Origin of the sequence: Bradyrhizobium sp. 22, assembly GCF_000482425.1 — a bacterium.
GTDB classification, from domain to species: domain Bacteria; phylum Pseudomonadota; class Alphaproteobacteria; order Rhizobiales; family Xanthobacteraceae; genus Bradyrhizobium; species Bradyrhizobium japonicum_B.
The window spans coordinates 496009-520405 of record NZ_KI519399.1 but is presented as its reverse complement, the minus strand read 5'-3'; the positions used below and the strand labels follow the sequence as shown (position 1 = coordinate 520405).

Annotated in this window: 24 protein-coding genes and 1 tRNA gene; 14 read left to right on the top strand and 11 right to left on the bottom strand. The window is 65.0% G+C overall.

Features of this window, described 5'->3' with window-relative positions; genetic code table 11:
• Window positions 1-40 precede the first annotated feature (40 nt).
• The 9 genes from trpA to aroA all read right to left on the bottom strand — a co-directional run bounded on the left by trpA (window position 41) and on the right by aroA (window position 8947).
• Entirely contained in the window at window positions 41-877 is an 837-nt protein-coding gene (gene trpA, locus K410_RS0103820) for a tryptophan synthase subunit alpha (protein WP_028133610.1), read from the bottom strand.
• Window positions 874-2088 carry a tryptophan synthase subunit beta gene (trpB, locus tag K410_RS0103815; protein WP_028133609.1) on the bottom strand — a complete coding sequence of 405 codons (1215 nt, stop codon included), beginning with the start codon at window positions 2086-2088 and terminating at the stop codon, window positions 874-876. Before trpB ends, trpA begins: the two co-directional genes overlap by 4 nt.
• Complete coding sequence (locus K410_RS0103810; RefSeq protein WP_028133608.1) at window positions 2085-2744, bottom strand: phosphoribosylanthranilate isomerase; 660 nt, start codon at window positions 2742-2744, stop codon at window positions 2085-2087. Before K410_RS0103810 ends, trpB begins: the two co-directional genes overlap by 4 nt.
• A 66-nt stretch (window positions 2745-2810) precedes the next feature.
• Window positions 2811-3203 (bottom strand): lipopolysaccharide assembly protein LapA domain-containing protein, encoded by a 393-nt coding sequence (locus tag K410_RS0103805; protein WP_028133607.1) that lies wholly within the window; start codon window positions 3201-3203, stop codon window positions 2811-2813.
• A 69-nt stretch (window positions 3204-3272) separates the two neighbouring features.
• Window positions 3273-3578 carry an integration host factor subunit beta gene (locus tag K410_RS0103800; RefSeq protein WP_008539997.1) on the bottom strand — a complete coding sequence of 102 codons (306 nt, stop codon included), beginning with the start codon at window positions 3576-3578 and terminating at the stop codon, window positions 3273-3275.
• 172 nt (window positions 3579-3750) lie between these two features.
• Entirely contained in the window at window positions 3751-4731 is a 981-nt protein-coding gene (gene sppA, locus K410_RS0103795; RefSeq protein WP_028133606.1) for a signal peptide peptidase SppA, read from the bottom strand.
• A gap of 269 nt (window positions 4732-5000) precedes the next feature.
• Window positions 5001-6707, bottom strand: a complete 1707-nt coding sequence (rpsA, locus tag K410_RS0103790) for a 30S ribosomal protein S1 (RefSeq protein WP_028133605.1) — start codon at window positions 6705-6707, stop codon at window positions 5001-5003.
• 267 nt (window positions 6708-6974) lie between these two features.
• Entirely contained in the window at window positions 6975-7613 is a 639-nt protein-coding gene (gene cmk, locus K410_RS0103785) for a (d)CMP kinase (protein ID WP_028133604.1), read from the bottom strand.
• Complete coding sequence (gene aroA, locus K410_RS0103780) at window positions 7610-8947, bottom strand: 3-phosphoshikimate 1-carboxyvinyltransferase (RefSeq protein WP_028133603.1); 1338 nt, start codon at window positions 8945-8947, stop codon at window positions 7610-7612. The genes cmk and aroA overlap by 4 nt, the downstream gene beginning before the upstream one ends.
• Window positions 8948-9107: 160 nt before the next feature.
• Here aroA and K410_RS0103775 point away from each other — a divergent pair, with 160 nt between their 5' ends.
• The 3 genes from K410_RS0103775 to K410_RS0103765 all read left to right on the top strand — a co-directional run bounded on the left by K410_RS0103775 (window position 9108) and on the right by K410_RS0103765 (window position 10181).
• Window positions 9108-9515 (top strand): TIGR02300 family protein, encoded by a 408-nt coding sequence (locus K410_RS0103775; protein ID WP_028133602.1) that lies wholly within the window; start codon window positions 9108-9110, stop codon window positions 9513-9515.
• A 94-nt stretch (window positions 9516-9609) separates the two neighbouring features.
• Window positions 9610-9685 (top strand) — tRNA-Ala (locus K410_RS0103770).
• Window positions 9686-9938: 253 nt separating this feature from the next.
• The gene (locus tag K410_RS0103765) at window positions 9939-10181 is read left to right on the top strand and encodes a GIY-YIG nuclease family protein (protein ID WP_028133601.1); all 243 of its coding nucleotides are present in this window, start codon (window positions 9939-9941) and stop codon (window positions 10179-10181) included.
• A gap of 6 nt (window positions 10182-10187) precedes the next feature.
• Here K410_RS0103765 and K410_RS0103760 read toward each other — a convergent pair whose 3' ends face one another.
• Window positions 10188-10649 (bottom strand): MarR family winged helix-turn-helix transcriptional regulator, encoded by a 462-nt coding sequence (locus K410_RS0103760; RefSeq protein WP_028133600.1) that lies wholly within the window; start codon window positions 10647-10649, stop codon window positions 10188-10190.
• Between the two features lie 150 nt (window positions 10650-10799).
• On the opposite strand from K410_RS0103760, the gene K410_RS0103755 reads away from it, so the two are divergent.
• From K410_RS0103755 to K410_RS0103700, 11 genes are all read left to right on the top strand, one after another.
• Window positions 10800-11225, top strand: a complete 426-nt coding sequence (locus K410_RS0103755; RefSeq protein ID WP_028133599.1) for an organic hydroperoxide resistance protein — start codon at window positions 10800-10802, stop codon at window positions 11223-11225.
• Window positions 11226-11410: 185 nt separating this feature from the next.
• Complete coding sequence (locus K410_RS0103750; protein WP_028133598.1) at window positions 11411-12616, top strand: CaiB/BaiF CoA transferase family protein; 1206 nt, start codon at window positions 11411-11413, stop codon at window positions 12614-12616.
• 219 nt (window positions 12617-12835) lie between these two features.
• Window positions 12836-14152, top strand: a complete 1317-nt coding sequence (gene ugpB / locus K410_RS0103745; RefSeq protein WP_028133597.1) for a sn-glycerol-3-phosphate ABC transporter substrate-binding protein UgpB — start codon at window positions 12836-12838, stop codon at window positions 14150-14152.
• 47 nt (window positions 14153-14199) lie between these two features.
• Window positions 14200-15081 (top strand): sn-glycerol-3-phosphate ABC transporter permease UgpA, encoded by an 882-nt coding sequence (ugpA, locus tag K410_RS0103740; protein WP_028133596.1) that lies wholly within the window; start codon window positions 14200-14202, stop codon window positions 15079-15081.
• 1 nt (window position 15082) lies between these two features.
• Window positions 15083-15931: a sn-glycerol-3-phosphate ABC transporter permease UgpE gene (gene ugpE / locus K410_RS0103735; protein WP_028133595.1), complete on the top strand. Its 849-nt coding sequence runs from the start codon at window positions 15083-15085 to the stop codon at window positions 15929-15931.
• Window positions 15932-15945: 14 nt separating this feature from the next.
• A complete protein-coding gene (locus K410_RS0103730) occupies window positions 15946-17034 on the top strand; it encodes a sn-glycerol-3-phosphate import ATP-binding protein UgpC (RefSeq protein WP_028133594.1) in 1089 nt (362 codons plus the stop codon).
• Between the two features lie 435 nt (window positions 17035-17469).
• Window positions 17470-17895, top strand: a complete 426-nt coding sequence (locus K410_RS0103725; RefSeq protein WP_028133593.1) for an Hsp20 family protein — start codon at window positions 17470-17472, stop codon at window positions 17893-17895.
• Window positions 17896-17945: 50 nt separating this feature from the next.
• Window positions 17946-18218, top strand: coding sequence for a BQ00720 family protein (locus K410_RS0103720; RefSeq protein ID WP_011083553.1), 273 nt, complete (start codon window positions 17946-17948; stop codon window positions 18216-18218).
• 375 nt (window positions 18219-18593) lie between these two features.
• Window positions 18594-19235 carry a TetR/AcrR family transcriptional regulator gene (locus K410_RS0103710; RefSeq protein WP_028133592.1) on the top strand — a complete coding sequence of 214 codons (642 nt, stop codon included), beginning with the start codon at window positions 18594-18596 and terminating at the stop codon, window positions 19233-19235.
• Window positions 19232-21919 carry a molybdopterin-dependent oxidoreductase gene (locus K410_RS0103705; protein ID WP_028133591.1) on the top strand — a complete coding sequence of 896 codons (2688 nt, stop codon included), beginning with the start codon at window positions 19232-19234 and terminating at the stop codon, window positions 21917-21919. The genes K410_RS0103710 and K410_RS0103705 overlap by 4 nt, the downstream gene beginning before the upstream one ends.
• Complete coding sequence (locus K410_RS0103700) at window positions 21916-22851, top strand: FAD binding domain-containing protein (protein WP_028133590.1); 936 nt, start codon at window positions 21916-21918, stop codon at window positions 22849-22851. The genes K410_RS0103705 and K410_RS0103700 overlap by 4 nt, the downstream gene beginning before the upstream one ends.
• Here the strand turns inward: K410_RS0103700 and K410_RS0103695 are convergent.
• A complete protein-coding gene (locus K410_RS0103695) occupies window positions 22840-24378 on the bottom strand; it encodes an AMP-binding protein (protein WP_028133589.1) in 1539 nt (512 codons plus the stop codon). The two genes, K410_RS0103700 and K410_RS0103695, sit on opposite strands and share 12 nt — an antisense overlap.
• Window positions 24379-24397 lie beyond the last annotated feature (19 nt).

The following is a 24397-nucleotide window of genomic DNA, read 5'->3' as shown; positions in this document are numbered from 1 at the left end:
AGATCATGCTCAAACTAAAGGGCTAAAGCGGAATTATGGCCTATTCCGCGGCCTGTTGCGCGCCCTTGACGCCCTGGGCCAGGGCCGCCGTCAACTCGGCGACCGCGTTAACGGTTTTGGCGGTCGCCCGTCCCTCGGCATCGAGGCTGTTCTTGAGCGCATCGACCAGCGCGGTGCCGACCACGGCGCCGTTGGCATGGGAAGCAATGGCACGCGCGGTCTCCGGCGTGCGGATGCCGAAGCCGACGCAGACCGGCAGCTTGGTGTGCCGCTTGATGCGGGCCACGGCCTCGCTGACTGCCGAAGAGTCCGCGGCCGCAGCACCGGTGATGCCGGTGATGGAGACGTAGTAGACGAAGCCGGACGTGTTGGCGAGCACCGCCGGCAGGCGCTTGTCGTCGGTGGTCGGCGTCGCCAGGCGGATGAAGTTGAGACCCGCCTTCATCGCGGGCAGGCAGAGCTCCTCGTCTTCCTCCGGCGGCAGATCGACGATGATGAGGCCGTCGACGCCGGCGGCCTTGGCATCGACGAGGAATTTGTCGACGCCGTAAATGTAGATCGGGTTGTAATAACCCATCAGCACGATCGGCGTCGCATTATCGTCCTTGCGGAAGCCGCGCACCAGCTCCAGCGTCTTCCTCAGCGTCATGCCGGCTTTCAGCGCACGCAGGCCTGCGGCCTGGATCGACGGACCGTCGGCCATCGGATCGGTGAAGGGCATGCCGATCTCGATCACGTCGGCGCCTGATTTCGGCAACGCCTTGATGATCTCGAGCGAGGTCGCGGGATCGGGATCGCCGGCCATCAGGAAGGTCACGAAGGCCGCGCGGCCCTGCTTCTTCAGCTCGGCAAAGCGAGTGTCGATACGCGTGGTCACTTCTTGCCCCTCAGGATGTCACCGACTTGCGGGACGTCCTTGTCGCCGCGGCCGGAGAGGTTGACGACCATCAGGTGGTCTTGCGGCCGCTTGGGCGCGAGCTCCATCACCTTGGCGATGGCATGCGCGGGTTCGAGCGCGGGGATGATGCCTTCGAGCTTCGAGAGCAGCTGGAAGGCGGCCAGCGCCTCGTCGTCGGTCGCGGACAGGTAATTCACGCGGCCGACCTCGTGCAGCCAGGAATGCTCGGGCCCGATGCCGGGATAATCGAGGCCGGCCGAGATCGAATGGGCGTCCTGGATCTGGCCGTCGGCGTCCATCAGGAGATAGGTGCGGTTGCCGTGCAGCACGCCGGGACGGCCGCCCGCGATCGAGGCCGCATGCAGCTGCGTCAGGCCGTGACCGGCAGCCTCGACGCCGAAAATTTCGACGGAGGGGTCGTCGAGGAAGGGGTGGAACAGGCCCATGGCGTTCGAGCCGCCGCCGATGCAGGCGACCAGGGAATCCGGCAGTCGGCCTTCGATCTCCTGCATCTGCGCCTTGGTCTCGTTGCCGATGATCGACTGGAAATCGCGCACCAGCGTCGGATAGGGGTGCGGTCCCGCCACCGTGCCGATGCAGTAGAAGGTGTTGTGCACGTTGGTGACCCAGTCGCGCAGCGCCTCATTCATGGCGTCCTTCAGCGTGCGCGTGCCCGACTGCACCGGCATCACCTTGGCGCCCAGCATCTCCATGCGGATGACGTTGGGCTGCTGCCGCTCGACGTCGACGGCGCCCATATAGACCACGCATTCCAGGCCGAAGCGCGCGCACAGCGTCGCGGTGGCGACGCCATGCTGGCCCGCGCCGGTCTCTGCGATGATGCGCTTCTTGCCCATGCGCCGTGCCAGCATGATCTGGCCGAGCACGTTGTTCACCTTGTGGGAGCCGGTGTGGTTGAGCTCTTCACGCTTGAGGTAGATCTTGGCGCCGCCGAGATGCTCCGTCAGGCGTTCGGCGAAATAGAGCGGCGAGGGCCGGCCGACATAGTTCTTGAGATAGCCGTTCATCTCGGCCTGGAACGCCGGATCGGCCTTGGCCTCGGTATAGGCCTTCTCCAGATCGAGGATCAGCGGCATCAGCGTTTCGGCGACGAAGCGTCCGCCGAAAATGCCGAAATGGCCGCGCTCGTCGGGGCCGCTGCGGTAGGAATTTGGCTTGGCGATGTTCATCGGACGCTCAACTCTTGAGTGGCGCGCGCAGCGCGAATGAAGGCCTTGATCATCTCGGGATCTTTCACGCCGAGCGCGCTCTCGACACCGGAGGAGACGTCGACGCCACCGGCGCCGGTGACGCGGAGGGCTTCGGCGACATTGTCGGCGTGAAGTCCGCCCGACACCATGTACGGCAATTGCAGATCGAGGTTTCGCAGCAACTGCCAATCGAACGGCGCCCCTAAGCCGCCCGGTCGCGTCGCGTCTTTCGGCGCGCGCGCATCGAACAAAATGCGGTCGGCGACCGCGGCATAGCCCGGCAGCACGGCGAGATCGGCCGCCGTCTCGACCGGCAACGCCTTCATCGCCGGGCGGCCGAACCGCTGCTTGATGTCGCGCAGCCGCGCGACGCTCTCCTTGCCGTGGAGCTGGAAAATGTCCGGCGACAGCGCGTCCATGATGTTGTCGAGCGTGGCATCATCGGCATCGACGGTGAGCGCCACCTTGAGCGCGCGCCCCTCGACCTGGCGGCCAAGCTCGCGGCCGAGCTCGAGGGACAGGTGCCGCGGCGACGGCGGGAAGAACACGAAGCCCACCATATCCGCACCCGCCGCGAGCGCCGTTTGAAGCGTCTCGCGCGTGGACAGGCCGCAGATCTTGACGAGCAGGGACATGATCTCAAGGCAAATGAAGACCGCAGGCTGGCGGCCGGAAAACGGGGTTTTGCGTTGCGGCCGCTTCTACAACGTCGCGCGCTGCTTGTCTCGCCCGATGGGCCCGTAAAGCCCCACCCCGATCGGGGCGGGAAGGCGCTGGGATTCGGGCCTCGCCGCGGCCGCCTGGGCCCGCAGATCGGCCAATTCGCCCCTGGCGGCCCGGGCCTCCGCCTCGTGCCGGCGCGCGGAGCGCCGCCAGTGCCGCTGGCCGAACCAAACGGCACAGCCGCCCGCGAAGACCCCGATGGCCGCCACCAGGATCAGCAGCAGGAACAGCGGCAAGGTGATCGACAATGACGGATCGTCCGCAATGAAGGGATCGAACGAGACCGTGACGAAATGCCGGTTGGCGACGGCAAACGCCACCAGGATCAGGCCCAGCGGAATGACGATCAGCGCGGTCAGGAACTTTCGCATCTCGCTTCGCTCGCCTTGAATCAAGCTCGCGGCCGCGTCATGCGCGACCGCAGACAAACCCCGGCCGGCTCAGTCCGCCGCGCCGGGATCCGGATGGTCGCGGTTCAGCCGCTCGCGCATTTCCTTGCCGGTCTTGAAGAACGGAACGCTCTTCTGATCGACGGGCACATGGGCGCCGGTACGCGGATTACGCCCGGCGCGTGCGGGGCGATGCTTGACCGAGAAGGCGCCGAAGCCGCGCAGCTCGACGCGATCGCCGCGCGCGAGGGCCGCTACGATCTCTTCGAGAATCGCATTCACAATGTTCTCGACATCCCGCTGGTACAGATGCGGGTTGTGCTCGGCGATACGCTGAACAAGTTCGGATTTGATCATCGAGAGATAGGACCCGGGAGCGTGCGGATGACCATTTCCGTGAAAATACCTTGATCTGTCAAGACGCTAAATCAAGGTTGAGCGTCGTGAAAATGCGTGACAAATGCCGAAAAAGCGGGCTGTCCCGATGCTCGCCAGACGGGAAAAGCTTGGGAAGCTCGCCTAGACCACCTCAGTTTGAGGTGGCCGGTTGCCACAGGGCCAGCATTCCGTCCATTCCGAACCGATCGACCGCCTGCGCGACGCCGGTTTGCCCGATTTGATGCGCAATCGAGCTCAAACCAAGCGCTTCCAGCGTGACGGCGGCCGCCGTCTTGAGGAACGTCAGATCGCCAAAACGGGGCTGGAGCTTGTAGTCGCGTACCGGCAGACCCTTCTTGACGCTCTTGTGCTCGACCAGCCAGGACACCGCCGTCTTCTCGTCGCCGATCTGGTCGATCAGCTTGAGGGCGATCGCCTGGCGTCCGGTGAAGACGCGGCCGTCGGCCACTTTCTCGAGCTGCGTGTCATCCATGCCACGCCGATCCTTCACCAATCCCCTGAACCAGGCGTAGGAATCCTTCACCAGCGCATCGAGGGCGGCCCGTGCTTCGGGGCTGGTCGGCTCGAAACCGTTCGGCGCGGCCTTCAGCGGGGACGACTTCACTTCCTCGACCTTGACGCCGATCGTCTTCAAGAGCTCGCTGACGTTGGGATATTGGAACAGCACGCCGATCGATCCGACCAGCGAGCTCTGCTGGGCGATGATGTGATCGCTCGCGATCGCCGTGATGTAGCCGCCGGAGGCAGCCAGGCCCTCCACCACCACGACGAGCGGCTTCTTCGCCTTCAGCCGGACCAGCGAATCGTAGAGCTGCTCGGAGCCGGCGGTGGTGCCGCCCGGCGAGTTGATGTGAACGATGACGGCGGCGGCCTGCGAATTCTCCAGCCGTTCCAGCGCCTGCGTGCGATCGGAATCGCTGCGGATCAGGCCCTCGATCTGAACCCGCGCGATCGAGCCGGCGGATACGAAGCTACCCCGCGCGCCGGGTGTCGCAACCAGCGCAGCACTTGCGATCGCCGCGATCGCGATCAGCGCGGCCACGACACGCCAGAACGTCAGCTTGCGACGAATCCGGCGGCGATCGACGATGATGTCCGAATCGAGCGACATCGGAATATCTCCAAATGAAAGACTGGACGCGTTGTGCCGTCACGGCGTGACCAACGGCTTATCTGGATACATCAATTGCGGCGCAATTTGAAGAAAACAAGGCCTGCGACGGCGTAGCCCGGATGGAGCGCAGCGTAATCCGGGATTCGTGCCATGTTTGGAGAGCCCCGGATTTCGCTGCGCTCCATCCGGGCTACAACAACGACGACCCCAACAAAAAAGCCCCGGCTCGCGCCGGGGCTTCGATGTCAGCGAAAAGAACGTTTCGCTTACTTGCTGTCGCGGTTCTTGAGCGCGGTGCCGAGGATGTCGCCGAGCGTCGCACCCGAATCGGAGGAGCCGTACTGCGCGATGGCTTCCTTCTCTTCGGCGACTTCGAGCGCCTTGATCGACACCTGGACCTTGCGGGCCTTCTTGTCGAACTGGATCACGCGGGCATCGACCTTCTCGCCGACGGCGAAGCGTTCGGCGCGCTGGTCGTTGCGGTCACGGGCAAGCTCGGAGCGCTTGATGAAGGTCGAGAAGTCGGTCCCGGCGATCTTCACCTCGATACCGCTGTCCTTCACTTCGAGCACTTCGCAGGTCACGACCGCGCCCTTCTTGACATCGCCCGGCTCGGCGAAGGGGTCGCCTTCGAGCTGCTTGATGCCGAGCGAGATGCGCTCCTTCTCGACGTCCACATCGAGCACCACGGCCTTCACCATGTCGCCCTTCTTGTAGTTGTCGATCACCTGCTCGCCCGGAAGCTTCCAGTCGAGATCGGAGAGATGGACCATGCCGTCGACGTCGCCCTCGAGGCCCAGGAACAGACCGAACTCGGTCTTGTTCTTGACTTCGCCCTCGACCACCGAACCGGTCGGGTGACCTTCGACGAAGACCTCCCAGGGGTTGCGCATGGTCTGCTTGAGGCCGAGCGAGATGCGGCGCTTGACGGAATCGACTTCCAGCACCTGCACGTCGACTTCCTGCGAGGTCGAAACGATCTTGCCGGGGTGCATGTTCTTCTTGGTCCACGACATCTCGGAGACGTGGATCAGGCCTTCGATGCCCGGCTCGAGCTCGACGAACGCACCGTAGTCGGTGATGTTGGTGACGCGGCCGGTGAAGCGGGCACCCAGCGGGTACTTGGCTTCGATGCCCTGCCACGGATCGTCCAGCAGCTGCTTCATGCCCAGCGAGATGCGGTGCGTCTCGTGGTTGATCTTAATGATCTTGACCTTCACGGTCTGGCCGATCGAGAGCACCTCGGTCGGATGATTGACGCGGCGCCACGCGATGTCGGTGACGTGCAGCAGGCCGTCGATGCCGCCGAGATCGACGAACGCACCGTAATCGGTGATGTTCTTGACCACGCCGTCGATGACCTGACCCTCTTCGAGGTTCTGCACCAGCTCCTGGCGCTGCTCGGCGCGGGTCTCTTCCAGCACGGTGCGGCGCGACACCACGATGTTGCCGCGGCGGCGATCCATCTTGAGGATCTGGAACGGCTGCGAGTTGTTCATCAGCGGCGCGACGTCGCGGATCGGACGGATGTCGACCTGCGAGCGCGGCAGGAAGGCCACGGCACCGTCGAGGTCGACGGTGAAGCCGCCCTTGACCTGGTTGAAGATGACGCCGTTGACCTTCTCGTTGTTCTGGAACGCCTTCTCGAGCTTGCCCCAGCTCTCTTCGCGGCGCGCCTTGTCGCGCGACAGCACGGCTTCGCCGAGGGCGTTCTCGATGCGATCGAGGAACACTTCCACCTCGTCGCCGACCTTCAGTTCACTGTCACGGCCGGGGCCGGAAAATTCGCGCAGGGCGACGCGGCCCTCGGTCTTCAGGCCGACGTCGATGACGGCCATGTCCTTTTCAATTGCAACCACCTTGCCCTTGATGACGGAGCTTTCCTGCAGGTTGCCGCCTGCGAAGGACTCGTCGAGCATCGCAGCGAAATCGTCGCGCGACGGGCTATAGGTATCAGCAGAAGTCGAAGCCATTTGTTCTCCAATTGCGGAAGTATGCCGGCCGTTGGGTTCATGGGCGTACCGCACGCGCAGTGTCGGAAGGTCCGCAGAACCTTCGAGCGACCGCTCGCTGCACCGGCTCGACGCCGAAACAGCGGAAGCGGGCCGGCTGAGGCCCGCGCGTTCGATACGTGGAAATCTTGTGTCCGGAGCCTGGATCGTGCCGGCCCCGAAACGAGGGGCCTGACGTATCGACCTCAAAGAGCGGGAGCGGGCACTTCCTCCAATGACGGCTGCGGCTTAACCCCGCGACCGGCCCGCTCGGACGGCCTCGATAATGTCGATGGCGGCCCGGACGCCGCCTTCTATATCCAGTTGGGAGTTATCTAGCAAGTAAGCATCCGGGGCCGGTTTCAAGGGTGCGATCGGCCGGTTCTGGTCGCGTTCGTCGCGCTGGATGATGTCGGCGAGGACGGCGGCCTCGTCGGCCTCCTCGCCCCTCGCCCGGGCCTCCATGGTGCGGCGGCGGGCGCGGACCTTTGGGTCGGCGACGACGAAGATCTTCACGTCGGCGTCCGGGCAGATCACGGTTCCAATGTCGCGGCCGTCCAGCACCGCGCCGGGCGGATCGGCGGCGAATTGCCGCTGGAAATTGACCAGGACCTCGCGAACCCTGGGGATCGCCGAGACGATGGAGGCCCCCTCGCCGGCCTTCTGGGTCTTCAGCGCGGGATTGCCGAACTTTTCGGGATCGAGCTCCAGCGCGGCCTGCACCGCGGCCGCCTCGTCACGGAGATCATGACCGGATTGCATCAGGGCGTAGGCCACCGCGCGGTAGATGACGCCGGTATCGAGATGACGATAGCCGTAATGGTGGGCGAGGCGCTTGCCGAGCGTCCCCTTGCCCGAGGCCGCGGGCCCGTCGATGGCGATGATCATGAAAACTCGGCCCCTAGCGAACGCATCATCGGAATGAAATCCGGAAAGCTGGTGGCGATGAAGGCGGTGTCGTCGACTGTCACGGGCTGGTCGGCGGCGCAGCCCATCACCAGTGCGGACATCGCGATGCGATGGTCCATGTGGGTGGCGACGGTGCCGCCACCGGGGACATGGCCGCGGCCCTCGACGATCAGATCGTCGCCGGAGATCTCGACCTTCACGCCGTTGACGCGCAGCATCGCGGCGGTGGCCTCCAGCCGATCGGATTCCTTCACGCGCAACTCGTGCAGGCCGCGCATGATGGTGGTGCCCTCGGCGAATGAGGCCGCCACCGCCAGCACCAGATATTCGTCGATCATCGAGGGCGCGCGCTCCGGCGGCACCTCGACCCCGCGCAGTTTCGAGGCCCGCACCCGCAGTTTCGCCATCGGCTCGCCGGCATCGCCGCGCGCCTCGCTTTCCTCGATGGAGGCGCCCATTTCGCGCAGCGTGGTGAACAGGCCGGTGCGCAGCGGATTGGTCATGACGTCGGACAGGACGACGTCGGAGCCCTCGACGATCAGCGCCGCGACCACCGGGAAAGCCGCCGAGGACGGATCGGCGGGCACCACCACGGTGGCGCCGTGCAGCTCGGGCTGGCCCTTGAGCGTGATACGGCGGCCATGCACGCCCTCCCGCGCCGAGGAGATGTCGGCACCGAAATGCTTCAGCATCAGCTCGGTGTGGTCACGGCTGGCTTCGGTCTCGATGACAGTCGTGGTGCCGGGGGCGGCGAGGCCCGCCAGCAGCACCGCCGACTTGATCTGGGCCGAGGCGACCGGGGTGGTGTAGGTGATCGGCAGCGGATCGCGCGCGCCCTGCAGGGTCAGGGGCAGACGACCGCCGTCCCCCCCGGAGATGACCTTCGCGCCCATCTTTTCCAGGGGATCGAGGATCCGGCGCATCGGGCGGCTGCGCAGCGAGGCGTCGCCGTCGAAGACCGCCGAGATCGGGCAGCCGGCGACGGCGCCCATCACCAGCCGACAGCCGGTGCCGGAATTGCCGAAATCCAGAGCCGCCTTGGGCGTGGCGAAGCCCGCGACGCCCACCCCGTTCACCTTCCAGGTGAAATCGCCGCTACGCTCGACCCTGGCGCCCAGCGCCTGCATGGATTTGGCGGTGTTGAGGACGTCCTCGCCTTCCAGCAGGCCCGAAATCCTGGTCTCGCCGACCGCCAGCGCGCCCAGGATCAGCGCACGGTGAGAGATCGACTTGTCGCCGGGCACCCGTACTTTCCCGGTCAGGGGTCCGCTGGCGCGAGACTGCAGCGGCCTCGGAGGGTCGGAATGAGTCAAGATTGTGTCCTTGGATGAGCCCTGAGGGGACTGCGGCGCAGGTACCACATGGTCCGCGCGCCGTCACGGGCATGTCGTTCTCCCGTAATGCGCTATTGACAGCGGGCCGCCAACTAGCCAAGTGAAACACCGCTTTTCAGACATTCCCAGGATTCCTGCCGTGGCCAAGTCCGAACTCGGAACCAAACGTATTTGCCCGACCACGGGCAAAAAGTTCTATGACCTCAACAAGAATCCGGTGATCTCGCCCTATACCGGCGAAGTTGTGCCGATCGCCCCGGTGGCGCCGGCGCGCATGCCCCGCGGCGCCGAAGCCCGGCACGCGGCGACAGCGGATGCTGCGCCCGAGCCGGCAGAGGTCGAAGAGGTTTCGCTCGAGGAAGCCGACGCCGAGGAGAACACCGGCAAGGTCAAGGCCGTGGTGCCCGAGTCCGAAGACGATATCGAGGTCGACGAGACCCTCGACGACGACGATGACGATGATTCGACCTTCATTGCCGACGAGGAAGAGGGCGATGAGGACGTGACCGACATCATTGGTGATGTCGGAGGTGATGAAGAGACTTGAGATCAGTCCTGATCTGTGAAAAAGGGTGCACCGCGCGAGTCGCCAGGACTCGCCGGTTGGGGTGATCCACCAGATTCATCCCGCCAAGGACTAAGGGGCCATAGCTCAGCTGGGAGAGCGCTTGCATGGCATGCAAGAGGTCGGCGGTTCGATCCCGCCTGGCTCCACCACGCTTCGCCCTTCGGGCTACGCGTGGCGCAGCCACGTCGGAGCCCGAAGGGCGAAGCGTGGTGTCCGGCGTAGCCCGAAGGGCGAAGACGGACTGGTGACAGTTCAGAACAATTCGATCGACGATCCAGGTGGAAGCCGCCAATATAGGCGGACCCTCTGTCGGGCTACGCGTGGCGCAGCCACGTCGGAGCCCGAAGGGCGAAGACGGACTGATAAGGCCCCACCGAACGACTACCCGGGCGATAGCCGTCAATGTGGTACGTCTACATCCTTCGCAGCATCGAATTTCCTGAGCAGGAATACGTCGGCGCCACAGAGGATTTGAAGCGGCGGATTCCGGAGCACAATGCCGGCAAGTCCAGTCACACTGCCAAATTCAGGCCATGGAAGCTGATCTGGTACTGCGCCTTCCTCGATAAGCATAGGGCGCTCGCGTTCGAGGCTTACTTGAAGTCTCACTCTGGCCGGGCCTTCACGAAGAAGCGGCTTTCCTAAAATCCCCTACTCCCCGATCACCGCATTCAGCCGGTCCCGCAGCGCCACGATCTCGTCCTTCATCGCGACCAGTTCCGGCACCGAGCAGTGCGAGGCCGCCAGGATCGACTGTGGCACGCTGCGGGCTTTGTCCTTCAAGGCATGGCCCTGCGCCGTCAGTGCGATCAACACTTGACGCTCGTCCTCGCTGCAGCGGGTGCGCTTGACGAGATGCGCCGCTTCGAGCCGCTTCAGCAGCGGCGTCAGCGTGCCCGAATCCAGGAACAGCCGCTCGCCGATGTCCTTGACCGGCACGTCGTCGCGCTCCCACAAGACCAGCATCACCAGATATTGCGGATAGGTCAGGCCGAGCCGGTCCAGCAGCGGCTTGTAGACGCGGTTGAAGGCATGCGCGGCCGAATAGACCGCGAAGCAGATCTGATTGTCGAGCCGCAGCGGCGCGTCTGCTGTCGATGATTTTCGGGGCATGGCGAATCTCCCGGGGTTTGGCCTCATTGTGCCGCCCGGCGGCGGCATATTCAATTGCGAACAATTAAATGTGAGGCACCGCAATTTCAATTGCGCACAATCAAATTGCTTGCAATAAACACCGCACCCATCGAAACCAGGGAGACGACAATGTCCGTGAACGTGCTCTACAAGACCAGCGCCAAGGCCACCGGCGGCCGCGACGGCCATGCTGCAACCCTCGACGGCGCGCTGGACGTCAAGCTGGCCACGCCGAAGGAGCTCGGCGGTGGCGGCGGCGCCGGCAACAATCCCGAGCAGCTGTTCGCGGCCGGCTATGCCGCCTGCTTCATCGGCGCGATGAAGTTCGTGGCCTCGCAAGGCGGCCCGAAGGTTCCGAATGACGCCTCCGTCACCTCGACCGTCGGCATCGGCCCGCGTTCCGAAGGCGGCTTCGGCCTCGATATCGACCTCGCGGTCTCGCTGCCGGGCCTTGCCCGCGCCGAGGCCGAGGCGCTGGTCGCAAAGGCCCACCAGGTGTGCCCCTATTCCAACGCCACCCGCGGCAACGTCGACGTTCGCCTGACGGTCGTCTGATCGAACGGCGGATTGGCTGGCCCGGGATCCCCCTCGGGCCGGCCGCTTCCGCCAGAATCCGCATTTGCCACGCCGCGGGATTGCCGCAATGGCGGGCGCATGCGGCCCTACGCCGGGAGCCATTGCTGCTCGCTGCAAACCTCGCTAGGCCTGTGATCAAACGTCGACACAGGGGAAGCGAAGGCATGAGTTCTGAAGCCGCCACAGGTGCCATGAGCGGACTGCGCGTCATCGATCTCACGCGCGTGCTCGGCGGTCCCTACTGCACCCAGATCCTCGCCGACCACGGCGCCGACGTCATCAAGGTCGAACCGCCCGCCGGCGACGAGGTGCGCGAATGGGGCCCTCCGTTCCACGAGGAAGACGCGGCCTATTTCGTCGGCATCAACCGCAACAAGCGCTCGATCGGCCTCGACCTCGCCTCCGAAGGCGGCCGCGTCGTGCTGCTCAAGATGCTGGAGACCGCCGACGTCCTGATCGAGAATTTCAAGCCGGGCACGCTGGAGAAATGGGGCATCGGCAACGACGTCCTCAGCAGGAAATTTCCGCGCCTCGTGCATTGCCGGATCTGCGGCTTCGGCGCCGACGGCCCGCGCGGCGGCAACCCCGGCTACGACGCCATCATCCAGGCCATGACCGGCATGATCGCGGCGACCGGCTCGCCCGAGAGCGGGCCGATGCGGATCGGCGTGCCCCTGGTCGACATCACCACCGGGCTCTATGCCGCGATCGGCATCCTGATGGCGCTGTCGGAGCGGCAGCGCTCCGGCAAGGGCCAGTTCCTGGAGACGACGCTGTACGAGACCGGCCTTGCCATCATGCATCCGCACACCGCGAATTATTTCATGCACGGCAAGCCGCCGTCGCTCACCGGCAACGAGCATCCGAACCTCGTGCCTTACGCGATCTTCCCGACCAAAACCGACAACATCTTCATCGGCGTCGGCAATGACGGCACCTTCCGAAAGCTCGCCAAGGAGATCGGCAAGCCCGAGCTCGGCACCGACCCGCGCTTTGCCCGCAACAAGGACCGCATCGCCAACCGCGAGGCGCTGCGCGCCGAGCTCGCCGCCGTGTTCAGCCAGCACGAGGCCGAGCCGCTGTGCAATCGCCTGCTCGCTGCGGGCCTGCCGGCAGGGCCGGTGCAGAAGATCGACCAGGCGCTGACCAACCCGCACACGATCGCGCGCGGTGATATCATCGAGAAGGACTGGTACAAGGGCGTGGCCTCGCCGATCCGGCTCGACCGCAGCAAGCCTAGCCTGCGCCGGCTGCCGCCGAAGTTCAGCCAGCACGCGGCCGAGGTGCTGGGCGAGTTCGGCTACTCCAAGGCCGAGATCGACGCGATGGTCGAGAAGGGCACGGTCTGCGGCCCCGACCGCAAGCGCTAAAAGCACTCCCTCGGTCCAACGAAGAATGCCGCAGTGCGGCGCGGGCACGATAGTGCACCGCGAACGGCGGAAGTTGTCCGCATCGCCTTCGCCTATTTTCCGGCTTCCCTTTTCCAGCGCTTGCCGCTTTCGTTTCGGCCGCTTACACAGTCATGTGAACGTCATACGGCGCTGGTAGCGCAAGCGCTTCTTTAGTGACGGGCAAGGGAGGTTTTCTTGATGGCTCTTCGACATTTTGGTGCGGCGGCGGCTGTTGCACTCACGGTTGGTCTCGGCGCCTCGCCGGCGCTGGCCGTGACCGAAATCCAGTGGTGGCACGCGATGACCGGCGCCAACAACGACGTCATCGTCAAGCTCGCAAGCGACTTCAACGGTGCCCAGAGCGACTACAAGGTGATTCCGACCTACAAGGGCAACTACGCCGATACGATGAACGCCGGCATCGCCGCGTTCCGCGCCGGCAACGCGCCGCACATCATGCAGGTGTTCGAGGTCGGCACCGCCACCATGATGGCGGCGACCGGCGCCGTGAAGCCGGTCTACAAGCTGATGGCCGAGACCGGCGAGAAGTTCGATCCGAAGGCCTATCTGCCCGCCATCACCGGCTACTACTCGACCTCGAAGGGCGAGATGCTGTCCTTCCCCTTCAACTCGTCGTCGACCGTCATGTGGGTCAATCTCGACGCGCTGAAGAAGGCGAATGTCGAGATCCCGAAGACCTGGCCCGAAGTGTTCGACGCCGCCAAGAAGCTGAAGGCGGCCGGCCACGCCACCTGCGGCTTCTCCAACTCCTGGGTCACCTGGGTCAATCTCGAGCAGCTGTCGGCTTGGCACAACGTGCCGCTCGCCAGCAAGGCCAACGGCCTCGACGGCTTCGACACCGTGCTGTCCTTCAACGGTCCGCTCCAGGTCAAGCATCTGGAAAACCTGGTCGAGCTCCAGAAGGACAAGACCTACGACTATGCCGGCCGTACCAACACCGGCGAAGGCCGCTTCACGTCGGGCGAATGTCCGCTCTACCTGACCTCGTCGGCATTCTTCGGCAACGTCAAGGCGCAGGCCAAGTTCGCCTTCACCGCGGTGCCGATGCCCTATTATCCGGACGCCAAGGGCGCGCCGCAGAACTCGATCATCGGCGGCGCCTCGCTCTGGATCATGGGCGGCAAATCGGCGGACGAATACAAGGGCGTGGCGAAGTTCCTGACGTTCCTCTCCGATACCGATCGCCAGGTCTACATCCACAAATCGTCGGGCTATCTGCCGATCACCAAGGCGGCCTATGAGAAGGCCAAGGCCGAAGGCTTCTACAAGGACCAGCCCTATCTCGAGACCCCGCTGCTCGAGCTGACCAACAAGGAGCCGACCGAGAATTCGCGCGGTCTGCGTCTCGGCAACATGGTGCAGCTCCGCGACGTCTGGGCGGAAGAGATCGAGCAGGCGCTGGCCGGCAAGAAGACTGCCAAGCAGGCGTTGGACGCGGCCGTCGAGCGCGGCAACACCATGCTGCGGCAGTTCGAAAAGACCGCCGTGAAGTAAGGCGACAAGCGGCAGGCCGGTCGCCCGGCCTGCCGCTCCGGGGCATCATGCAGAAGCAAGCCATTTTCCAGTCGAAGCTGTTGCCCTATGCGCTGGTTGCGCCGCAGCTCGCGATCGTCCTGATTTTCTTCTATTGGCCGGCCTTGCAGGCGATGATCCAGTCGTTCCTGCTGCAGGACGCCTTCGGCCTGTCGACCACGTTCGTCTGGTTCGAGAATTACGTCGACCTGTTCAGGGACCCCGCCTATTTCGAGGCGATCCTGCGCACCTTCTTCTTTTCGTTCGCGATCGCGGTGTCGTCGCTGTCGTTTGCGCTGCTGCTTGCCGTGATGGCGGACAAGCCGCTGCGCGGCTCGATGCTCTACCGCACGCTGCTGATCTGGCCCTATGCGGTGGCGCCGCCGGTGGTCGGCGTGCTCTGGATCTTCATGCTGCATCCCTCGCTCGGCGTGCTTTCGCGCTACCTGCGCGCCCTCGGCGTCGACTGGAATCCGCTGCTCGACGGCAACCAGGCCGCGACCCTGATCATCCTCGCCGCCGCCTGGAAGCAGATCTCCTACAATTTCCTGTTCTTCCTCGCCGGCCTGCAGAGCATCCCCAAGAGCGTGATCGAGGCCGCCGCGATCGACGGCGCCCGCCCGATGCGGCGGTTCTGGACCGTGATCTTCCCGCTGCTGTCGCCGACCATCTTCTTCCTGCTGGTCGTCAACATCGTCTACGCCTTCTTCGACACGTTCGGCATCATCGACACCATGACCCGCGGCGGTCCGGGCAAGTCGACGGAGACGCTGGTCTACAAGGTCTATACCGACGGCCTGCTCGGGGGGAACCTCGGCAGCTCCGCGGCGCAATCGGTGATCCTGATGATCATGGTGATCGTGCTGACGGGCATCCAGTTCCGCTTCGTCGAACGCAAGGTGACCTACTGATATGGTCGAGGAAGAAGGCTTTCGGCGCTACATCGCCCACATCATCCTCTGGATCGGGATCGCGATCGTCGCCTTCCCGGTCTACCTCGCCTTCGTCGCGTCGACGCAGGATAACGCGGTGATCGCGAACGGGCAGATGTCGCTGCTGCCCGGCGGCCATTTCCTCCAGACTTATTACCAGACCATCTTCGTCGGCACGAGCGGCTCGACCCGCGAGCCGGTCGGCAACATGATGCTGAACTCGCTGGTGATGGCGCTGCTGATCGCCGTCGGCAAGATCGCGATCTCGATCATCTCGGCCTATGCGATCGTGTATTTCCGCTTCCCGTTCCGCATGGCGATCTTCTGGCTGATCTTCATCACCCTGATGCTGCCGGTCGAGGTGCGCATCTATCCAACCTACAAGATCGTCGCCGACCTGCACATGCTTGACAGCTATGCCGGCCTGTCGCTGCCGCTGATCGCCTCGGCCACGGCGACGCTGCTGTTCCGCCAGTTCTTCATGACCGTGCCGGACGAGCTGCTGGAGGCTTCGCGCATCGACGGCGCCGGCCCCTTCCGCTTCTTCTGGGATACGCTGCTGCCGCTGTCGCGCACCAACATGGCGGCGCTGTTCGTGATCCTGTTCATCCTCGGCTGGAATCAATATCTCTGGCCGCTCTTGATCACCACGCGCGACGACATGCAGACCATCCAGATCGGCATCCGCAAGATGATCACCACCACCGACGCGCTGACCGAATGGCCGATCGTGATGGCAACCGCCGTGCTGGCCATGCTGCCGCCGGTGCTCGTCGTCGTCGTCATGCAGAAGCTGTTCGTGCGCGGACTGGTCGAGACGGAAAAGTAACAAGTGAGTTTTTGATGGCTAACGTCACCCTGCGCAACGTCCGCAAGACCTATCCCGGCGGCTTCGAGGCCATCAAGGGCGTCGACGTCGATGTCGGCGACGGACAGTTCTGCGTGCTGGTGGGGCCGAGCGGCTGCGGCAAGTCCACGCTGCTGCGCATGGTCGCGGGGCTCGAGACGGTCACCGGTGGCGAGATCGACATCGGCGGCCGCATCGTCAACGGCATCGAGCCCGCCGATCGCGACATCGCCATGGTGTTCCAGAACTACGCGCTCTATCCGCATATGAGCGTCTACAACAACATGGCCTATGGCCTGCGCAACCGCGGCATGGCGGAGGCCGAGATCAGGACCCGCGTCGAAGAAGCTGCGCGCATCCTCGAGCTCACGTCGATGCTGGAGCGCAAGCCGCGGCAGCTTTCCGGCGGCCAGCGCCAGCGCGTCGCCATGGGCCGCGCCATCGTGCGCCAGCCGAAGGTGTTCCTGTTCGACGAGCCGCTGTCGAACCTCGACGCCAAGCTGCGTATCGCCATGCGGGTCGAGATCCGCAAATTGCAGCGCCGGCTCAACACGACGTCGATCTACGTCACCCACGACCAGCTCGAGGCGATGACGCTCGCCGACATCCTCGTCGTGATGAACGGCGGCCAGGTCGAGCAGGTCGGCAATCCCCTTGATATCTACGAGAAGCCGGCGACCACCTTCGTCGCCTCCTTCATCGGCGCGCCGCCGATGAACCTGATGTCGACGCGGCCCGAGGAGATCCGCTCGCAGCTCGCCGGCAGCGCGGCGGCCGACGCCGGCATCCTCGGCATCCGCCCGGAAGATTTCGTCATCACCGACCAGACCCCGGCCGGCGGCGTCGCCTTGCCGCTGACCGTGGAAGCGATCGAGCATGTCGGCGCCGAAACCTTCGTCTATGGCCGCCGCGAGCAGGAAGAGCAGCACGTCGCCGCCACCCCCGGCGAGCTGCCGCCCGGCGAGATCATCGTCCGCATCCCCGGAACCGACGCCCCCGCCATCGGCGCGAAAATCCGGGTCGCGGCGGTGCGCAACAAGCTGCATTTGTTCAGCGGCGACGGCCGCAAGCGGCTCGAGGCCTGAGGGGTTCCGAGGCCCTCCCACTTAAAAGTGCGAAAACAACCCCATGCACAGTAGAAGGGGCTTTGTTTTCGTTCGAGAAATTCATTCGCAAATTCGTCATGCCCGGGCTTGTCCCGCCTGCGCGGCGAAGGCCCGGGCGTCCAGGTTATTGGCGCAACGAGCAAGGTCATGAATGGCTGGGACCCGGCTCCGCCAAGGCTTCGCCGGGCATTCGATGTTGGGCCGGCGAAGCTTCAGCGAAGCCGGCAAAGCCCGGGCATGACGATCCGGACGTACTTCATTCGATGTTGGGCGGAGCCACAGGCCGAGACGCCCATCCACAGCCACCCGGCTACCTGCTTGAACCAACACGGGAACGTGCCCATATTGCTGATCAAGGGGTGCCACTACGGGCCCCGACACACCAAAGTCGCTTCTGCGAGGACTTTGTAAACTATGTCTCGTGTTCCCACGTTATCCAGTCCGTTCCTTCTGGGCTTCGACGAGATCGAGCGCGTACTCGACCGCGTCGTCAAAGGCGCCGACGGCTACCCTCCCTACAATATCGAGCGGTGCGACCGATCGGACGGCCAGCCCGAGCGCTTGCGCATCACGCTGGCGGTCGCCGGATTTACGCGCGACCAACTCGATGTAACCATTGAGGAAAACCAGCTCGTGATCCGCGGGCGTCAGCAGGACGACAAGTCCCGGCAATACATCCATCGCGGCATCGCCGCGCGCCACTTCCAGCGCACCTTCGTGCTGGCGGAGGGGATGCTGGTGCTGGGTGCGGATCTGAAGAACGGGCTGTTGTCGATCGATCTGGCCCGGCCTGAACCGGAGAGGATCGTTAAGACAATCGCTATCAATGAGCACGAATAATGGAACGAGTAGCGGACTCGACCGCTTAGTGTTCCAGAGGAGTCGAGACCATGAGTGAAGGTCACGTTGCGTTCGAATACGAAGCCAAGAACGTCTCGCCGGAGACGCTGGCAACCCTCGGCGAAGGCCATATCGCCTATGTGAAGCAGATCCGCTCGGAAGACGTGCCGGGCCTGTTTCCCGAAGCGCCGAAAATCGCGCCGGGCCTCAAGCTCTTCGCGCTCCACGCCGCCGACGGCACGCCGATCATGCTGACCGACAGCCGCGAAGCCGCGGTCGCCAACGCCTGGAGCAACGAACTGCAAGCGGTGAGCGTGCACTGAGCACGCGCGCGTCGCAGGATTAGGGTTTCAAGCGGGCATGCCTTCGCAAGAAGGCGTGCCCGTTTCCATTTGAGCGGTGACGTCTTCGCGTCGCCATCGCCAGCCGACGGGAATTCGGCGATGTCGCCGTCCGCGTGCGGCAGGGCTGTCGCATATGGGAGTTTTCCCTGCGGCCATCCTTCGAGACGCCCGCTCTGAGCGGGCTCCTCAGGATGAGGGCGGAGTGCGCGGCAGCAGTTTCAACGGACACTGATGCTGATTAGCCTCATCCTGAGGAGGTGCGTCAGCGCCGACTCGAGGGACGAGGCGTGCGCGCACGAATCCGTCATCAATCCGAGATTTGACATTTCATTCTCATTTGTCAAATCTGACAAAATGCAGGCCAAGGCCCCTCCCCAGGACCGGATCCTCGACGCCGCCTTGCGCGTGTTTCGGCGCCACGGCTTCCGCCGCTCCTCGATCGAGCTGGCGGCGGAGGAAGCCGAACTGACGCGGCAGGCGCTCTATCATCACTTTGCCTCCAAGGAGGCGCTGTTTCGCGCCGTGCTCGAGCGGATCTACGCGCAGGGGCTCGCCGCCGAGATCGCGGCGGCGAAGGCGGCGGAAGAAGCGGGCCTCGATCTTGCCGACATCCTGGTCGCCGAGATCGGCGCGCGAATGCAGTCGCTGCTCGCTTCGCTCAAGGACTCGCCCCATACCGAGGAGCTGTTTTCCGAGCACCTCGCGCAGGCGCGCGACCTCTACCAGAGCTATTCCAACCGTTTCACTGAGGAGATCGCAACCACGATCGCGCGGGTGTGCCGCAAACGAAAGCTCAAGCTCGAAAGCGGCGTCAGCGTGCGCGAGCTCGCGCGCTGCGTCGAGATGGCGGTCCACGGCACCAAATCCGCTTTCCCTGCCATGCAGCCGGTCGACGCGTTCCTGAAACAGCTCGAGACCATGCTGCGCATGCTGATCGCCGGCGCGATGCAGCCGTCCGCAAAGAAGTCCCACCGCAAAACGGGAGTTCGAACATGACCAGCACGACCATCAATGGACGGCCTCTGGCGCTGCCCGACGATCCGGATGCGCTCCTGATCGACGTGATCCGCGATGGCGGCCTCACCGGCACCAAACTCGTCTGCGGCTCCGGCGTCTGCGGCGCCTGCACCGTGCTGCTCGACGGCACGCCAGTCGTGAGCTGTCTGTTGCCGGCGCAGGCGGCCGCCGGCAAATCGCTGACGACCATCGAGGGCATAGGCCGCGCCGGATTGCATCCCGTGCAGAAGGCGTTCATGGCGCACGACGCCCTGCAATGCGGTTTCTGCACGCCCGGCTTCGTCGTCGAAGCCACAGCCTTCCATGACGGCTGGCGCGCGACCAGGGGCACGGCGACACCCTCGCGCGAGGAGATTGCCGCCGCGCTGTCGGGACATCTCTGCCGCTGCGGCGCCTATGAAGGTATTTTTCGCGCGGTGGCGGAGGCTTGTTCAGGCCGCTTCGACGGCATCGAGCCCATCGCGCCGCGGCTGGAAGCCCGCGACAAGGTGACGGGGCTCGCCCGCTACACCGTCGACATCCACCATGACGGCCAGCTCGAAGGTGTCATCCTGCGCGCGCACGTCGCGCATGCGAGGATCACCGGGCTCGATCTGGCGCCGGCGCGCGCGATTGCCGGTGTTGCCGCGGTCGTTCCGCTGCTCGACGACGACAACATGGTCCGCTTCGTCGGCGCGCCGATCGCAGCCGTCGCGGCCAGGGATCGCCGCACCGCACTGAAGGCCATCGCCGCGATCAGCTTCAAGACCGAGCCCTTGCCCGCGGTGATCGGGCTCGATGCAGCGCGACGCGACGATGCGCCAATCGTGTTCGAAAAGAAGGACCGCAAGCGTGCCGGCAACGTGTCGGAGGGCGCCGGCGGCGCTCCGGTGTCGTGGAAGGGCAATGTGCGCGGGCCTTCGGCGCCGTTCTCGCAAAAGGCCAAGCAGGCCAAGAGCTGGCTCGACGAGGCGCGGGCGCAACGCAATCCGCTGCTGGTCGAGGAGACCTTCCGCGTCTCGACGCAACAGCACGCAAGCCTCGAACCACATGCCGCCGTGGCCAGGTTCGATGGCGATCAGCTCATCGTGCACATCTCGACCCAGGCCATCCACGAGAGCATGGAGAAGATCGCCAAGCGTTACGGCCTTCCGCACGACAAGGTGCGTGTGATCGCCGATCATGTCGGCGGCGGGTTCGGCTCCAAGGGCAGCGTCGGGGTGGAGACCATCGCCGCGATCGAGCTTGCGCGCGCCGCGAAGGCGCCGGTGCGCGTCGCCTTCGATCGTGAAGAGGAGCTTTCCGTCGCCGGCTATCGTCCGGCCGCCGAGCTGAAACTGTCCTTGCTGCCTTCGGCGGAAGGCCGCCTCAAGGCGCTGTCGCTCACCGCCCATGCCGACACCGGCGCCGCCGTGAACTCGCTGATCGCGGGCCTCGCGCGGCTGATCTATCCGGCCGAAGCCAAGGAACTCGTCGACTTCGACGTGCTCAGCAATTTGCCGCCCGGCGCGCCGTTCCGCGGCCCCGGCGGTCCGCCGATGTCGTTTGCGCTGGAGCAGGCGATCGACGAAGCGGCACTGCGCATGAAGATCGATCCGATTCAACTGCGCAAGCTCTGGGACCCCGATCCCAACCGTCAGCGACTGTACGACTGGGCGGCCGGCCTCGATGTCTGGAAGAACCGCAAGCCGGCCGCTGCGCAAACCGGCCGCTACCGCCGCGGCGTCGGCGTCGCCACCGGCTACTGGCTGTATCTCTGGCAGACCGGCTCCTCGGTCGAACTCGCGATCAAGGGCGGCCGCATCGTCGCAAGCTGCGCGGTGCAGGATATCGGCACGGGCACGCGCAGCGTGATCGCCAACACCGTCGCGAAGGCGTTCGATCTCGAGCCGCAGGACGTGGACGTTCGCATCGGTCGCTCCAACCTGACGCCCGGGCCGGGCTCCGGCGGAAGCCGCGTCACCGCTTCGGTGGTACCGCCGACCCTGCTCGCCATCGACAAGCTGAAAGCGGAAATCACGCGCACCTCGTCCCGCACACCAGCGCCGGGCTCGAACGCGCCGTGGCGCGAGATGATCGCGGCTTCCCCTGATATCGCCGTGTCGGCGAAACGCCAGGAGGACGGCAAGCCGCCGCCCGGCGTCAGGCCCGCGTTGCACGAGGCGGGCATCATGGGCCGAGTGTTCGGTTGGGTGCTGCGTCTGATGAGCCACATGGTGGTCGGCGCCGGCGTACCGAGCTCGGTGCAAGTGGTGGAGGTCGAGATCGATACCTGGCTCGGCCATGTGCGCGTGCTCAACGCCTATACTGGCCTTGCGGTGGGCAAGCTCGCCGCCCCGGCGCTGGCGCGAAGCCAGGCCGCGGGCGCGGTGATCCAGGGCATCGGCTACGCACTCCATGAGTCGCGGGAAACCGATCCTTCGAGCGGGCACATCCTGAGCGGCAGCATGGAGGATTACCGCATTCCGGGGATTGGCGACATGCCGAAACTGGATGTGTATTTCGACGAAGCCGGCTTCGAGCATGTGCCGGGCGGCAGCGTCGGCATCGGCGAAGTCGCCACCGTGCCGACCTCGCCCGCGATCGCCAACGCCATCCGCGATGCGATCGGCGTGAGGCTGACCGAAATTCCGTTCCGGCCCGATCGTCTGGTCGCCGCGCTGAAAGGGAGGGATGCAGCATGAGTGTCGCCGTCATGACCGCCGCCGAGCCCGCGCCCGAATTCCGCGCCGGAGGCACCGACCTCAGCGAACGCCGCCGCAGCGGCGTGTCGCAGGGAATGCTGGTCGATATCTCGGCCACGGGCGACAGGACGATCAGCTGGGACGCCGAGGGAGCGGCCCGGATCGGCGCGCTGACCACCATCGCCACGATCGCGACCGACGCTCGCATCCTCGCCGCTTATCCCGGCATTGCGGCAAGCGCGCAGGGACTCGCGACGCCACAGGTGCGCCACGTCGCGACGCTCGGGGGCAATCTCGCGCAGCGTTCACGCTGCTGGTATTTCCGCCGGCCCGACATTGCCTGCCTGAAGAAGGGCGGCAGCACCTGCCCGGCCCGGCCCGGCAATCATCTCTATGGCGTTGCCTTCGATCTCGGCGACTGCGTCGCACCGCATCCCTCGACCATGGCGGCGGCTCTGCTCGCCTATGATGCGACCATCACCACGGACCGGCGCAGCGGGATGACGATCGCCGACCTGCTCGGCGACGGCTCGCTCTCGCACGCCGATCACACGCTCGCAACCGGCGAGATGATCGAGAGCATTGCGCTTCCTGCTCCGCTTCAAGGCGAGCGCGCGTCCTACAAGCGGGCGATCAGCCGGACCCATGCGGAATGGCCGCTGGTGGAGCTCTGCGCCCGCGCCATAATCACCGGCGGCAAGTTCGAGCTGGTGCGTCTCGCAGCCGGCGGCGTCGCGCCCGTGCCGCTTCGCCTCACCGCCGTGGAAGTCTCGCTCAACGGCAAGATTGCCAATGTGGCATCGATTGCAGAAGCGACGAAAGCGGCGAGCGCGGGCGCCGAACCATTGCCGATGACGGCCTACAAGCTCGATCTTCTGCAAGGGCTGGTACGCGACGCGCTGGAGCGGCTTTCGAACCAACTAACCGTCTGAGCGATCCGACAGCCGGGCACGGATCTCCGGCTTCAGCACCTTGCCGACCTTGGAGCGCGGCAGATCGTCCCAGACTTCGATCTGCTTCGGTGTCTTGACGCTGCCGATCCGCTGCTTGACGAAGACCGTCAGCGCCGTCGCATCGACGCTCCGGCCGGCACGGGGCTGGACCACGGCAACGATCCGCTCCCCCCATTTCTCGTCCGGAAGGCCAATCACGGCGCAATCCTGGACCGCCTCATGCACCCGCAGCGCGTTCTCGACCTCGATCGAGTAGACGTTGAACCCACCGGTGATGATCATGTCCTTGGCGCGATCGACGATATAGAGGTAACCCTCGTCATCGAGGTAACCGATGTCGCCGGTGTGGTGCCAGCCATGCGCGGAGGCCTCAGCCGTGGCCTCGGGATTTTTGTAGTAGCCTTGCATCACCAGCGAGCCGCGAACCACGATCTCGCCGCGTGAACCGGTGGGCAGCAGATTGCCGTCGCCATCCATGATGCGGGCCTGCACCAGCGGGCTTATTCGCCCGGCCGAGGCGAGACGCTCCATCGCGATGGTGCCGTCGGCGTTGTAATGCTCCTCCGGCGCCATCATCGCGATCATCATGGGCGCCTCGGTTTGACCGAACAGCTGCGCCATCGGCCCGATCCGCCGGAGCGCCTCCGCAAGCCGTGCGGCCGAGATCGGCGCCGCGCCGTACCAGAAGCATTGCAGCGACTCGAGCTTCGCCGAGTCGAGCTTCGGATGATCGAGCAGCATGTATATCACGGTCGGCGGCAGGAAGGTGTGCGTGACGCGATAGCGCTCGATCAGATCGAGGAACTCGGCGATGTCGGGGTGATGCATGATCACGATGCGGCCGCCCAGCGTCATGATCGGGAAGCACAGCACGCCGGCGGCATGCGTCAGCGGCGCCAGCGCGAGATAGACCGGACGGCCCTTGAAGGGATAGCCCATCAAGGTCAGCGCCGTCATGGTCTCGATGTTGCGGCCCGACAGCATCACACCCTTCGGCTTGCCGGTGGTGCCGCCGGTGCCCGGGATCATCGCGAGATCGTCGATCGTCTCGCGTTGATAAGGCTCGTCTGCGAGGCCGGCGAGCCAGTCGTCGAATGATGGCGCAAAAGGCAGTTCGGCGTCGAGGCAGACGAGGGTGCGCAGCTTTGTCAGCTCTGCACGGACCGCCTCGACCATCGGTGCGAAGCTCGAGTGAAACAGCAGCATGCTGCAATCGAACTGATCGAGGATGAGCCGATTTTCGGCGGCTTCGTTGCGAGGGTTGACCGGGCACCAGACCGCCCCCGCACGGGAGATGCCGAACACGCAGGCGAAGGCGACCGGATCGTTTCCAGACAGGATCGCGACCTTGTTGCCGGGCGCAATGCCCGATCGGTCGAGCCCCCGCGCGATGCGATAGCTGAGCCGCTGCACCTCGCCATAGCTGAGATTGCGTCCATCCATGGTCAGGCACGGCGCATCGACGCCGAGCGAGGCACCCTTGTCGAGATAATCGATGAAGCGCATGTTCGATCTCGCGATGAGA